We start from the raw sequence: 12,610 nt of genomic DNA, 5'->3' as shown, positions 1-12,610 counted from the left end.
CTCGTACCCTAGATTCTCCCGCGTACCAGGACAGGCCGCGCGCAGGACCGATGTCGCCTTCGAGTAGTCCTTCAAGTAGACGCCCCTGGAGGGCATCCGAGCAGGTCAGAGGCATGATCAAAACTTCAAGTAGGTTTCGAGTAGCCGTCGGAGCACGACGCGACCATGATCCGATATCCCGACGGACACCACGAACGCCCACATAATCGATCTTGAAAGCTCATGGTCCCGCGCCATGTGATCGCCTGCATGGCTTCATGGGAGGCACTGTCCAACCCGTCCGGGACGGACTTTTCCTGTGTGGCGCGACGGCCGGATCCGGCCCGCTCAGACCGAGGTGCGGGCGGATGGGGTGAGGACGGCGCGGATCATCGGAACCTGCAGCGGCAGGCGTGCCCAGGCCAGGGTCGCCAGGGCGATGTCCCGCCGCTGGCCACCGCCCCGCCGGGCCCGAGCGGTGGCGTCCAGCGCCATCTGTAGGTTTCCCGGCCACACCCCGAGAAGCAGCGCGGCGCTCGCCCGGCCGGCCCAGGCCGCGTCGGCCGCGAGCCCCGCGGCGCAGGCCAGCTCGGCCACGCCGCTGACCAGCACGATCTCCCGGGGCCACGGCAGCGCACGGGGGATCAACGGCATGAACCAGGCGGGTCGCACGATATGCACGACCCCGCTGGCCAGGAACGCTCCCGCCACAAGCCGCGAACTCGGTCTGGCCAGGCGCGCTCGGCTCGTCATGAACATATCGAACCATCCGGCGGCGTCACCGTCTCCCTGCCGTGCCCGAAAAGGCCGAGGTGGCCCGTTCAGCGTGCGCGCCAGAAACGGTTTTCGCATACGCGTCCGCGAGCGGGTCATGCGGAGCGCGCCATGCCGGGCACGTCGTCGCCGGCTATGCCACGGCCGGGATGACGACCACCGGGCACGGAGCGTGGTGCAGGCACTGGTGTGTGACCGAACCGAGCAGCAGTTCGGCGAAGCCGCCGTGCCCCCGGGACCCGACGACAAGCAGCTGGGCATCCTCGGTGGCCGTCAGCAGCGCGTGGGTGGCGCCATCGGTGACCAGCATGTCCTCGACGGTGAGGGTGCCACGTTGCGCGATTCCCGCGTCCAGGCAGGCATCGAGCACCGAGCGGGCGGCCTTCTCCGAGGCCTCGAAGTCCACACCCACGTAGACGGCGGGGTAACCCACCGGCACCGGCGCCCAGGCCTGCACCACCCGCAGCACCGCACCACGCAGGCGGGCCTCCCCCGCGGCCCAGCGCAGCGCCTCGATCGACGTGGGCGAACCGTCCACGCCCACGACGACCGGCCCGTTCGTCCGCGACTGATCAGCGCGGACCACGACGACCGGCGTGGTCGACCGGTGCACGCAGGCGGCCGAGACCGAGCCCATCAGGAGCCGGGGCAACCGGCTCGCCCCGTGCCTGCCGACCACCAGGAGATCGGCGGTGCCCGCGGCGGCGAGGAGAGCGTCCGGCGCATGACGTGATTCCACCCGTTCCACCACCGGTACCGGGCATCGCGGGTCGGTCGCGTTATGGATGGCCGTCTCCAGGACCCGCCTCGCGGTGGTCTCGGTCTCGTGCTGACCGGAGCCGACACTCATCGTGACGACGGAGGCCGGTGAGTGCTTCGGTGACCAGGCCAGCAGGGCGGTCACCGTGGTGCCACGCGTCCGTGCCTCCCGCATGGCCCACCGCAGTGCCTGCTCGGCTTCGATCGAGCCGTCCACTCCGACCACGATTCCGCTCATCGCCCGCCTCCGTCGTGTCGAGATCTCTGCCGTGTCGGACACAGCGTCGTCTCGCCACGACCGCCGATCGAGGGCTGTGCGGCAATACCGGCCGGGTCGCTGGACCCTGTTCTTCCGTACCAAGGGCTCGTTGTCAGCCCGTACGACCAAGGGCTCGTTGTCAGCCCGCACGCGAACAACGAACGGGAAATTTCACCTTTCCGACCTGAATTATGGGACAAAAAACGAAGATCCGTAATATGTGGATCTGACTGCGGGCGCCCCGACCGCGTGCGGTGGCGCGGGCGCTCCGAGACGGGCCGAGCGACCTGGACAGGAGGGACGATCGACCCCGAAAAGACAGCCCAAGGAAAGAAGTCCGCCCCCATCTCAGTGGGAATACTGAACGTGTCCGGACAGACGACATCGGGTGGCGGGCCGACCGGAATGTGCCTGCCGCGGCAGTGATGGGAGCACGTCCATGGTGACCAGCACGACGACGATGTCCGCGGACCTGGCCAGGTCCGCGGTGGAAACCGCCATCCTGGCGCCCTCGATCCACAACTCCCAGCCGTGGCGTTGGCGCCTTCGGGACGGTGTTCTCGAACTCCGCGCGGACCTCACCCGCGCGACCCCGGTCGCCGACCCCGACCACCGCCAGCTGGTGATGAGCTGCGGCGCGGCACTGTTCCACGCCTGGGTGTCGCTGCGGGCGGCCGGGCTCGCGGTACAGATCGACGAGCTGCCGGACGGCCCTGACATCACCCACGGGCGTCTGGCCACCCTGCGGGTCATCGGCACGAGCGCACCCGCTCCGGGGGATCTCGCCCTTGCCTCGGCGGTCCACCACCGTCACACCGACCGACGGCCTTTCGACCCGGCTGACCTGCCCGCCGAGGTGGTCCACGGGCTACGCCGGGCGGCCGAGGAGGAAGGCGGCTGGCTGGACTCGCTGGCCAGCCGGGAGGCCCGGGTGGAGCTGTCGGTGGTGCTCGCCCACGCGGACTGGATCGAGACCCACAACCCGGCCTACCAGGCCGAGCTGCTCCACTGGAGCCGCACCGACCCGGACGCGACCGACGGTGTCCCCCGCGGTGTGGTGGTGGGCAGCGAGGAGCCACGCCAGTCGGAGTTCTCCCTGCGTGACTTCGACGTGATCGGCGAGGCCGGTCAGCAGCTGCGCGAACCCCGGGTCGAACGCCCCGGCGTGCTCGTGCTCGGCACCGACGGGGACGATCCGGAGAGCTGGCTGCACGCCGGGCGGGCGTTGGCCCGGGTCCTGGTCGTCGCGACCGCCGCGGGTCTGGCCGCCTCCCCCCTTGGTCAGGCGATCGACCTCGAGTCCACCCGCGCCCTGGTCCGCGAGGCCACCGGCGGGATGGGAACGGCCCAGATGATCCTCCGCATCGGCTACCCGGACTCCGCCGCGCAGCCGCTGCCGCCGACCCGGCGCCGTCCGGTCACCGAGGTGCTCGACCTCGCCGATCAGGCACCGGCCTGACCGACGCACCTCATCCGGTGGCACCGGTAGGACGAGAGTAAAAAGCGACCAGGACGATCACTCGACCTGGTCGCTTTTCTGGTTCTCATGGCAATGTCGTGTTCCGGAACGACAAACGCCAATGGCGTCGGCGGATACTTTTTCCGGGTAGACCGTCTGCTTCCAGGCGCGGCGAGCAACAGCGCCGCCGGCTACACGTCCGGCGGTTTCACCGTGGCAATGTGTGGACGACGGAGATGATCGAAGATCCACGAGATGCGCGTTAACGATGCCGTGCGGGGAGGTGGACCGCGATGACGCCGGGGATCGCGCGGACAAGGGCGAGCAGCAGGTCGGGAAGGGCAGCCGCCGGCTCGGCCAGCGTCACCTCACCGTCGGCCACCGAGATCGCCGGGGGGACCTCGGCATACCAGTCGACAAGAACCTGCCGCACATCGTCAGCGATGTCGCCGTCGGGCCGGGCGAGCAACCGCACCAGGTCACGGCGACTGACCAGGCCGACGAGCCGGTTGTGGTCGTCGAGGATCGGCAGCCGGGTCAGATGCTCGGACAGCATGATGCGAGCCAGATCGGCCAGGTCGGCATCGGCCCTCGCCGTGACCGCGGGCGTCGACATGACGTCGGCGACGATCCGCCGGTCCTCGGGCCGGCCAGAGGTGTCGACATGCTCCGACGGCAGGGCGGCCACGATCAGATCACGGCGGGCATGGCGGCGCGGGTCCGGTGCGCAGCCGATGGTGAACAGGTCCGCCTCGGTGACCACACCCACCAGGGTGCCGTCCGCGTTGACCACCGGAAGCCCGCGGACCTGCCGACGAAGCAGCAGCGTCGCCGCCTCCTTCACCGAGGTCTCCGGGCCCACACAGTACACCTCGGTTGTCATGACGTCACAGGCGCGCATGATGCTCCCTCCTTCGCGTTCCGATCGCCGGCCCCATCGGCACGAACGCCCACGAAGATCTTTTCGGGGGTGGTCACGGGCAGCCCGAACTCGTCGTAGATCGGCGCGTCCAGCTCCCGCAGGCGCGCGGCGCTGGCACGCAGGTGATGGGCACACAGAAAGATCTCCTGCGCGGCACGGTCACCCGACCCCGGCAGGACAACCCGGGCAACGGGTTGGCTCGGGCAGCAGCAGGCCCTGGCCGCCGCGTCGATCGGCACCGCCTGGCCGACGGACGGACCACCGGCTGGCCGAGACCGCTCGGCGTCATACCCGGCGGTCGGAACAACGGGATGGGTGCGTCGTGCGCCACGGAAGCTCATGGACCAACACTGATCCTTCGGGCTGTGCACAGCGACTACCAGAGGTCCCAGCCGCCGCGGACCAACGGCACGCTGACCCGCAACGCATGACCATGCCGGCCGCTGTCCGCGGCGGCGACGCGACCGGAACACGTACGAGGATCACCTGGGAGTCCGCGGGCGATGGGCGGGAAGGGTCGGTCGGCGCAGGCCGAAGGTCCCTGTCTCGCACCACCCGGAGTGCGGAGCATGAGGCACCTACAGGCCCGGTCCGACGCCATCCGGCCCTGACCGATGGCACGCAGGGCACAACTCACCCGCGGACCGACACAAGCCGACGGGAGTACCGGATGATCGGCGCACATGCTCACCCCGGTGTGGGACCGGCCCAGTTGCGGGCCTGGTGGCGCTGCGAACCCGTTCCCGGGTGCGCTGGCGGAGACTGGATCGACGTCATCGACCTGCCCGGCGGCGCCCTCGCCCTGACCATCGGCGACGCCAGCGGCCATGACGGCCAGGCCCGGGCCCTGGCCACGGTGCTGCGCTCGGCCGTACGCCGCGAACTGCTGCGCGGTCTGGACCCCGGCGACGTACTCGCCCGTACGCTGGCCGAGGTCGCCGCGCTCAGCGACATGGGCGAGATGTTCGCGACCACGTTCGTCGCCGTCGTCGACCCGATCACCGGCCGGATGCGGTACGCGAGCGCGGGACACCCGTCACCCGTGCTCATCCCCGGCGAGAACGACAAGGCAACGGGGTACGGGGCGCAGGGGTACGAGGCGACGCGGGTCCTGCCCGTGGGCGGTCCCGTGTTGTCCGATCTGTTCGCCGGCCGGAGCCTGTGGCCGACCCGGTCGACAACCCTGGCGGTCGGCGACCGGCTGGTGCTGTTCACCGACGGGATCACCGAGGCCCGCGACCAGCATGGCGCCCAGTTCGGGATGTCACCGCTGCTCGCCCACCGGCTGTGCGCCCTGCCGTCCGAGCGGATCGTGGCGGCGCTGTTCACCGAGGTGGCTGCGCACAGCCCTGGTCGGCCTCGCGACGACCAGGCGATGGTCGTACTGGCCAGGGTCGCTTCCCAGCCGGCTCGACCGGCGGTGCCCACCCCCGGTCACACCTTCGTCCTGCGTGGGCCCGCGCGGCCGGCGGCTCGCGGCGGTACGCCGGTTCTCGTCCCCGCCGGCGCCACCCACCGCTATGGCACGGGCGGCGGTGGCGGACCGGGCGGTCCCGCTCCGATGGCCGTGACGAACTTTCGCGGGACGGTGCCGAGATGACCGGTGGCCGAGATGACCGGTGGCCGAGATGACCGGCGGCCAGGGTTCGGGGACCGATGGCCACCCGTGGGCCGGACGTCCGAGACCTGTTCCGGTCGCCCATCGTCAGGAAAGGCTGGATCCATGACCGCACAGATCATGCCGAGCCCCGCGTCCGTGGTGGAGACGCACACCTCGGTTCTGGTCTTCCTCGGAGATCGGGTTTACAAGGTCAAGAAGGCGGAGGACCTGGGTTTCCTCGACTTCCGGACCCGCCAGGCACGGCTGGCGGCGTGCCAGGCGGAGGTGGCGCTCAACCGGCGGGTGGCGCCGGACGTCTACCTGGGGGTGGCCGACGTGTCCGGGCCCGACGGCCAGCTGTGCGACCACATGGTGGTGATGCGCCGTCTGCCCGCCTCGCGTCGCCTGTCCGCGCTGGTCACCTCGGGCACGGATGTGACCGGCGTGCTGCGGGACACGGCCCGTCTGGTCGCCGCCTTCCATACCCGCTGTGACACCTCGACGGAGATCACCGAACTCGGTGGTGTGAAGACTCTGCGAGCTCTGTGGGAGGAGGGGCTGGCCGGGGTGGCTCCCTTTCTCGGGGATCCGCTACCGGCGCGGCAGGTGGCCGAGATCGGGCGGCTGGCCAGCCGGTACCTCGACGGCCGTGGCGCGCTGCTGGCCGAGCGTCAACAGCGCGGCCTGGTCCGGGACGGACACGGTGACCTGCTCGCCGACGACGTGTTCTGTCTGGACGACGGGCCACGGATCCTGGACTGTCTGGAGTTCGACCAGCGGCTGCGAGCCGGCGACGTACTCGCCGATGTGGCGTTTCTGGCGATGGACCTGGAACGCCTGGGCCGCCGCGACCTGGCCGACCATTTCCTGTCGGCCTACCGGGAGTTCTCGGGCGAGACCCATCCCCGGTCGCTGGAGGACTTCTACGTCGCCTACCGGGCCTTCGTCCGCTGCAAGGTGGCGTGCATCCGATCCGCGCAGGGCGACGCCGACGCCGCCGAGCAGGCACGGACGCTGGCCACACTCGCGTTGTCCCGGCTGCGGCGCGGGCGCACGCGCCTCGTCCTGGTCGGCGGCCTGCCGGCATCGGGGAAATCGACGCTGGCCGCCGGCCTGGGGTCCGCCGAAGGCTGGACGGTGCTGCGCTCCGACGTCATCCGCAAGGAACTGGCCGGATTGTCGGCCACCACCCCCGCCCCCGCCGAACCCGGCGAGGGCCTCTACCGGGCGGAGATGACCGATGCCGTCTACACCGAGCTGATCCGCCGCGCCGATGTCGCCCTCGAACGCGGCGAGTCGGTGATCCTCGACGCCTCCTGGGGAAGCCGCCGGCACCGGCGACAGGCCGCGCGACGTGCCCTCGACGCCGCCGCCGACCTCATCGAACTGCGCTGCGCCGTCGCACCGGAGATCGCCCGTACCCGCATCGCCGCCCGGATGGAGGCTCGCACCGCCGCCGGCACCACGACGGACGGGCTCGACGGACTCGACGGACGCGGCCGCGCGGGTGGGGCCGAGGGTGGCGATGGCGGAGTGTCCGACGCGACCGTCCCGGTGCTGCTGGAACTGGCACGCAGCGCCGATCCCTGGCCGGAGGCCACCACGATCACCACGACCGTGCCGGTGGCACGGACCCTGCGGACCGCGCGCAGACTCCTCACCTGAGTTCTCGCTCGCGGCGAGACGACGATCCTCGATCTCCGTGTGTCACTGGCATGTTCGGCAGCCATCGAGACCGTGATGCGCCCCCTGCCTGACGGCACGTGACATATCGCTGTGTGGTGCGCAGCCCTATCATCATCGGCGATCCGCAGTCCTCCTGCGACATGCACTCGGGGTGCCGGTGAGCGACCGTAACGATGATTCCGTCCGCACCGGTGGGGTGACCGCGTCCGCTGCGCCCACCGGGCCCGCGGGCAGAACTCCCGGCAGGGATGCTCCCGGAGCCGGTCTGACATTTCCCTCGGTCGCCCGGCTCGAACTGGACGAGCTGCTGACCCAGTTGGTGGAACGCGCCCAGGACGTAATCGCCACCCAGGGCCGGTTGCGGGGCCTGCTACGCGCCACCCGGATGATCACCACGGATCTGCGGCTGCCGGTGCTGCTCCGGCTGATCGTGGAAGCGGCCTGCGAGCTGCTCGACGCCCGCTACGGCGCCGTCGGCGTGCTCACCCCGGACCGCCGGCGGCTCGAGGAGTTCATCCACGTCGGGATGGACACGGACGCGGCCGAACGGATCGGGCATCTTCCCACCGGCCATGGCCTGCTGGGCGCACTGATCGATGATCCGCGCCCCCGCCGGGCCGAGGACATCGCCCGGGACCCGCACGCGGCCGGCTTCCCCCCTGGGCATCCGGCGATGCGCACGTTCCTCGGCGTGCCGATCCTGGTGCGCGGCGAGGTGTTCGGCAACCTCTATCTGACCGACCGGCGCGACGGTCAGCCCTTCACCGCGGAGGACGAGGAACTGGTCCTGGCGCTGGCCGCGCAGGCGGGGGTGGCGATCGAGAACGCCCGCCTGTTCCAGGAGTCCCAGGCACGGCACCAGTGGATGAGCACCGCCGCGGAGCTCGTCGGGCTGTTGACCACCGGCACCGACACTCCCCTGGAACTGGTCGCCGACCGGATGTGTGCGGTCGGCGAGGCCCAGTACTGCGCGGTCGTGACCGCCTCGGCGGCCCTACCGGCACACGGCGATGACAGCCGAGCCGGACGAACCGTCCGACTCGCGGTCGCACTCGGTGCCGGCGAGCCGAATCCGACCGGTGCCGTCATCGCCGAGGACGGCACGCTCGTCGGCCAGGCGCTGGCCGAACAGCGCCCGATTCTGGTCGACGATCCCCAGCTCGACGCCTCCGACCTGGAACGGGGCGAGGACACCGCCTCGCTGATGGTGCTGCCGCTGCCCGGCCCCCGCCATGAGCGGGCGATCGTGCTGCTGGTCGGCCGGGACCAGGGCCGGCCGGCGTTCACCGAGTTCGACCTGGACATGGCGGCCACCTGCGCCGGTCATATCGCGGTCGCGCTCGAACTGGCCCAGGCCCGTGCCGAACGTGAACGTCTCCTGGTCGCCGACGATCGCGGGCGGATCGCCCGGGACCTGCATGACCACGTCATCCAACGGATCTTCGCCATAGCGCTTGGCCTACAGGATCTTGCCCAGTACGAGAACCCGACGAACGCCGGTCGGCTCGCCACCTACGTCGAGGACATCGACGCGACCATCAGGGACATCCGTCGGACGATCTTCGAGTTGCGACCCGGGTCCACGGGCATCGCCCGCGGCGGGGGGGTACGCGGCACCCTTGACAAGATCGCGGCCGATGCCCGGCCCGGCCTCGGGTTCGTCCCCACCGTCCGCTACGCCGGGCCGGTCAACAGTGTCGTCGACGCGAGCCTCGCCGAGCATGCCAGCGCCGTCGCACGCGAGGCGCTGTCCAATGTCGCCCGCCATGCCCGGGCGAGCTCGGTCACGCTCGCCGTCCAGGTCGTCGACGACCAGTTGATCATCGAAGTGATCGACGACGGTGTCGGCATGTCCGAGACGACCCGACGCAGCGGACTGGACAATCTGCGCACCCGCGCCGAATCCCTCGGGGGCACGTTCACCGTCACGGCGCCGGCCGGCGGCGGAACCCACCTGCGCTGGGCCGTGCCCCTGTGACGGACCGTTCCCGCGCCCAGGCAGCGATCTGATGACGGCGACCTGAGCGGGGCTACTGCGACGGCAGATCGCCGCCGAGGTGCTTGTAGGCGATGACAGCCGCCTGGGTGCGGCTGGTCAGGCCGAGCTTGTCCAGAATGCCGGACACGTAGTTCTTCACCGTCTTCTCGGCCAGGTGAACCCGCCCGGCGATCTGCCGGTTGGTCAGCCCCTCGGCGATCAGACCGAGGATCTCGCGTTCCCGCGGGTTCAACAGGGCGAGAACCGGGTCCTCCCGCGGGCCTTCCCGCAGCCTGCTCAGCACCCGCCGGGTGACCGACGGCGACAGCAGTGACTGCCCCGCCGCGACCGTCCGGACCGCGCCGACCAGATCATTGCCCCGGATCTCCTTCAGCACATAACCGGCCGCACCCGCCATAATGGCGGAGAACAGGGCCTCGTCATCGTCATAGGACGTGAGAATCAGACACGCGATGTCCGGGAAATCCGAGCGGATATCCCGGCACACGTCTATCCCGCTGCCGTCCGGAAGTCGACCGTCCAGAATCGCCACGGTCGGCCGCAGTGCCGGGATACGCCGCAGTGCCTCGGCCGCCAGCCCCGCCTCACCGACGACCTTGATGTCCTCATGCCGCTCCAGCGTCTGGCGCAGCCCGTTACGGACAATCTCGTGGTCATCAAGGAGAAAGACACTGATCACGCCCATGGCGCAGAGACTACGCGGTCCACCGACGCGCAGGGGCACAGATCAGTGCCGCAACAACGCCAGACAGTCGACGCTGGCGTGGACGGTGGCCACCACCATGACCACGGCAGTGGCCAGACACGTGGTCGCCGACAGAAGTGGGGCCCGTGCCAGCGCAGGGGGATCCTCGAGCAGCGCCGCCATGCGGTCGGGGACGCCACCGTGTAGGAAGGCGGAGCTCACACCGGACCCGGGTGGTCGCCGCTGGGCGCGCGCGGCCGCGAGAGCGGCCTTGCCCAGTGCGCGGGCGAGCAGCCGCCGGTCACCGATGGCGAGTGCCGCCGCCTCGTCAGCCGCCCGTTCGCAGCCCTGCTCGACCAGCCCCGGCAGGCGGTGCAGCAGGGGGCAGACCGCGGCGCACCAGGCGGCCACCATGCGGTACCAGTGGTGCCGTCCGGCCAGGTGGGCCCGTTCGTGGGCGAGGACGGCCGCCTGCTCAGCTCCTCGGTCAGACAGCGCCGCAGGCCGCTGGTGATAGCGATCCGGCCGCCGGTCAACCCCCCGACGGCGCATGCCCGCGGGACCGCGTCGGGCAGGTCGATGACGTCGCCGACGAAGGGGAGCCTGGCGAGCCGCTCAGCGTGCACGAGTTCGCGCGCCTGACGTGCGCCGAGCCTGCCCGTTCTGATCATGATAGTGACCAGGGTGCCGGCCGCGACGACGGTGAGCAGGAGCGGGACCGTCCGCAGTCCGGCCGGGGCACCGGCGAGCCCGCCGCTGGAGCGCAGATAGGCGAGCCGGTCGGCGAGGACCGCGGCGAGCAGGACCAGAGACCACAGCCAGCAGCTGGCACCGAGGACCGCGGCTGCCGTGACGGCCGCGTAACCGCGCCGGTGGGACAGCCTGCGGGCCAACGCGGGCAGTCCCACGGCCAGCACGATGTTGCCCAGCAGCGGCAGCCACACCATGTACCTCACTGCCCGTCCCTCATGAATGGTCGGATGGGGTATCTGGTCGCCGGGGCTCGTTCCCGCCGTGTTCGCCCGCCGCCGCCCCACCTGGCCGTGCGGGAGACCGGCCCGCCTGGTCGCCGGGGTCCGCCTCCGCTCGACGCAGCAGCTCGAGCAGTGTCGCCTCGTCGCCTGGCTCGAGACCGTCGACGAAATGGCTGAGCACCACCGCACGGGCCCGACCACCGCCGAGCAGGGACCGCATCCGCGCCGCGGCCTCCTGCGCCGCCCGCCCGCTGGGCGTGTAGACGTAGGTGCGGCCAGCCGAGGACCGTTCGAGCAGCCCCTTGGCGTGCAGGCGGGTCAGGGTGGTCGCGACGCTGGTGTAGGCCAAGTCCAGGCCCTGCTCGCGCAGCCCCTGCTGAGCCTGGGCCGAGCTCAGCGCCGTCGGCGCCGCCCACAGGACCGCGAGCAAGGCGTTCTCGAGTTGTCCCGCCTCCCGCCGGCCGGACCGGCCCGTCATCTGGGTTCCCCGCTCACCGGCTCATCGTATGCCTTCTACTACTCGAGTAGTATTACTATTCGAGTAGTAGAAGTCGTGCCGGTGGGGTACGGCATCGCCGCAGCTGGACTGGCATGGCTCGCCGAGCGACTCCCGCCCGGAGCTGGCCGGAGATGGGTGGACTTTCGTGGGACCAACCGAGATTCGCGGCCTGCCCGCGCACGCCCTGCTGGTGCACGTGGTCGTGGTGCCGCTGGCCGCGGCCCTGGCCGTCTGTTCGGCGGTGTGGCCGACCGCCCGCCGTCGACTGGGAGCGGCCACACCGGTGGTCGCGCTCGTTGGGCTCGTCAGCGTTCCACTGACCACCCACGCCGGTGAGTGGCTTGAGGCTCGGGTGCCCTCCAGCCCGCTGGTCCGCCGGCACGCCGAACTCGGCGACGCGCTGCTGCCGTGGGTACTGGCCCTGTTTGTCCTGGCGGCCGGGCTCTGGCTGCTGCAGCGTCGCCATGCGCCGGCGGCCGAGCGTTTGGACGGCCAGGAACATCCGGGCGCCAGGCGACCGGTTCCCACAGCCATCATGATCACCATTGCCGTGCTCACCATCGTCACGGCGGTGGGCTCGGTGATCCAGGTCGTCCGGATCGGTGAGAGCGGAGCGAAGGCCGTGTGGTCCGACAGCTTCGACTCCGGCGCCTCGGACCGACCCGGCACCTGAGCCGACCGGAGCCGACCGCCTCCGACCACGAGCATCCGCACGACTGGCCGGCATTCCGCCCCCTGACCACAGGGTCCACCTTTGGTGTTCCCATCCGCGCATGCCCGGGAGCGGTCCATGGTCCCGACCCGACAGGAAACCTGAATTCCCTTTTCCGGACGTGTCGGCCGCACCGGCCGTCGATCACCCTCCCAGGTCACGGCAGGCGAACGGAAAAAGGCGAGTGACATATCGGCACAGGCCGAAGGACCCACGCCGAGAGTGCCCTTCGCCATTCGGCTGACCGGCCGGCCCTGCCGGATGATGGGCCCCGCACCAGGTTCACCGTAACGAGCGATTGAC

The 12,610-nt window shown here is 70.7% G+C and carries 12 protein-coding genes; 5 read left to right on the top strand and 7 right to left on the bottom strand.

All coding sequences use genetic code 11. The features are described 5' to 3' along the window. Nucleotides 1-327: 327 nt before the first annotated feature. Together G6R24_RS12070 and G6R24_RS12065 are read right to left on the bottom strand one after the other, a co-directional pair. On the bottom strand, nt 328-732 hold the full coding sequence (locus G6R24_RS12070) for a DoxX family protein (protein WP_217451649.1): 405 nt from the start codon (nt 730-732) through the stop codon (nt 328-330). A 154-nt stretch (nt 733-886) separates the two neighbouring features. Further along, nucleotides 887-1,750 (bottom strand): universal stress protein, encoded by an 864-nt coding sequence (locus G6R24_RS12065; protein ID WP_163549346.1) that lies wholly within the window; start codon nt 1,748-1,750, stop codon nt 887-889. 460 nt (nt 1,751-2,210) lie between these two features. Between G6R24_RS12065 and G6R24_RS12060 the strand changes: the two genes are divergently transcribed. Further along, the gene (locus tag G6R24_RS12060; RefSeq protein ID WP_163549345.1) at nt 2,211-3,230 is read left to right on the top strand and encodes an Acg family FMN-binding oxidoreductase; all 1,020 of its coding nucleotides are present in this window, start codon (nt 2,211-2,213) and stop codon (nt 3,228-3,230) included. Between the two features lie 262 nt (nt 3,231-3,492). On the opposite strand, the gene G6R24_RS12055 is transcribed toward G6R24_RS12060, so the two are convergent. Together G6R24_RS12055 and G6R24_RS12050 are read right to left on the bottom strand one after the other, a co-directional pair. Next, nucleotides 3,493-4,131, bottom strand: a complete 639-nt coding sequence (locus tag G6R24_RS12055) for a CBS domain-containing protein (RefSeq protein ID WP_163549344.1) — start codon at nt 4,129-4,131, stop codon at nt 3,493-3,495. After that, complete coding sequence (locus tag G6R24_RS12050) at nt 4,110-4,493, bottom strand: DUF7455 domain-containing protein (protein WP_163549343.1); 384 nt, start codon at nt 4,491-4,493, stop codon at nt 4,110-4,112. The genes G6R24_RS12055 and G6R24_RS12050 overlap by 22 nt, the downstream gene beginning before the upstream one ends. A 329-nt stretch (nt 4,494-4,822) precedes the next feature. Here G6R24_RS12050 and G6R24_RS12045 point away from each other — a divergent pair, with 329 nt between their 5' ends. The 3 genes from G6R24_RS12045 (at nt 4,823) to G6R24_RS12035 (ending at nt 9,416) form a co-directional block, all read left to right on the top strand. Then, nucleotides 4,823-5,752, top strand: coding sequence for a PP2C family protein-serine/threonine phosphatase (locus G6R24_RS12045; RefSeq protein WP_163549342.1), 930 nt, complete (start codon nt 4,823-4,825; stop codon nt 5,750-5,752). A 123-nt stretch (nt 5,753-5,875) separates the two neighbouring features. Next, complete coding sequence (locus G6R24_RS12040; protein ID WP_163549341.1) at nt 5,876-7,417, top strand: bifunctional aminoglycoside phosphotransferase/ATP-binding protein; 1,542 nt, start codon at nt 5,876-5,878, stop codon at nt 7,415-7,417. A gap of 178 nt (nt 7,418-7,595) precedes the next feature. After that, nucleotides 7,596-9,416, top strand: coding sequence for a sensor histidine kinase (locus G6R24_RS12035; RefSeq protein ID WP_391530208.1), 1,821 nt, complete (start codon nt 7,596-7,598; stop codon nt 9,414-9,416). A gap of 52 nt (nt 9,417-9,468) precedes the next feature. On the opposite strand, the gene G6R24_RS12030 is transcribed toward G6R24_RS12035, so the two are convergent. The 3 genes from G6R24_RS12030 to G6R24_RS12020 form a co-directional block, all read right to left on the bottom strand. Then, complete coding sequence (locus tag G6R24_RS12030) at nt 9,469-10,122, bottom strand: response regulator (RefSeq protein ID WP_163549340.1); 654 nt, start codon at nt 10,120-10,122, stop codon at nt 9,469-9,471. Between the two features lie 42 nt (nt 10,123-10,164). Continuing rightward, nucleotides 10,165-10,674 carry a M48 family metalloprotease gene (locus tag G6R24_RS12025; RefSeq protein ID WP_163549339.1) on the bottom strand — a complete coding sequence of 170 codons (510 nt, stop codon included), beginning with the start codon at nt 10,672-10,674 and terminating at the stop codon, nt 10,165-10,167. 414 nt (nt 10,675-11,088) lie between these two features. Further along, on the bottom strand, nt 11,089-11,574 hold the full coding sequence (locus G6R24_RS12020; RefSeq protein WP_163549338.1) for a BlaI/MecI/CopY family transcriptional regulator: 486 nt from the start codon (nt 11,572-11,574) through the stop codon (nt 11,089-11,091). A gap of 166 nt (nt 11,575-11,740) precedes the next feature. Between G6R24_RS12020 and G6R24_RS12015 the strand changes: the two genes are divergently transcribed. Then, nucleotides 11,741-12,268: a DUF2231 domain-containing protein gene (locus G6R24_RS12015; protein ID WP_163549337.1), complete on the top strand. Its 528-nt coding sequence runs from the start codon at nt 11,741-11,743 to the stop codon at nt 12,266-12,268. Nucleotides 12,269-12,610 lie beyond the last annotated feature (342 nt).

It is taken from the genome of Candidatus Frankia nodulisporulans (genome assembly GCF_902806475.1).
Classification (GTDB): domain Bacteria; phylum Actinomycetota; class Actinomycetes; order Frankiales; family Frankiaceae; genus Frankia; species Frankia umida.
The sequence above is the reverse complement of the archived record's forward strand: the minus strand, read 5'-3'. Positions and strand labels throughout refer to the sequence as shown.

Coding starts and splice junctions, on each gene's coding strand:
- G6R24_RS12050 (WP_163549343.1), bottom strand. CDS start 4,493: ATGAGCTTCCGTGGCGCACGACGCACCCATCCCGTTGTTCCGACCGCC.
- G6R24_RS12055 (WP_163549344.1), bottom strand. CDS start 4,131: ATGCGCGCCTGTGACGTCATGACAACCGAGGTGTACTGTGTGGGCCCG.
- G6R24_RS12020 (WP_163549338.1), bottom strand. CDS start 11,574: ATGACGGGCCGGTCCGGCCGGCGGGAGGCGGGACAACTCGAGAACGCC.
- G6R24_RS12030 (WP_163549340.1), bottom strand. CDS start 10,122: ATGGGCGTGATCAGTGTCTTTCTCCTTGATGACCACGAGATTGTCCGT.
- G6R24_RS12045 (WP_163549342.1), top strand. CDS start 4,823: ATGATCGGCGCACATGCTCACCCCGGTGTGGGACCGGCCCAGTTGCGG.
- G6R24_RS12065 (WP_163549346.1), bottom strand. CDS start 1,750: ATGAGCGGAATCGTGGTCGGAGTGGACGGCTCGATCGAAGCCGAGCAG.
- G6R24_RS12070 (WP_217451649.1), bottom strand. CDS start 732: ATGACGAGCCGAGCGCGCCTGGCCAGACCGAGTTCGCGGCTTGTGGCG.
- G6R24_RS12040 (WP_163549341.1), top strand. CDS start 5,876: ATGACCGCACAGATCATGCCGAGCCCCGCGTCCGTGGTGGAGACGCAC.
- G6R24_RS12060 (WP_163549345.1), top strand. CDS start 2,211: ATGGTGACCAGCACGACGACGATGTCCGCGGACCTGGCCAGGTCCGCG.
- G6R24_RS12025 (WP_163549339.1), bottom strand. CDS start 10,674: ATGCGCCGTCGGGGGGTTGACCGGCGGCCGGATCGCTATCACCAGCGG.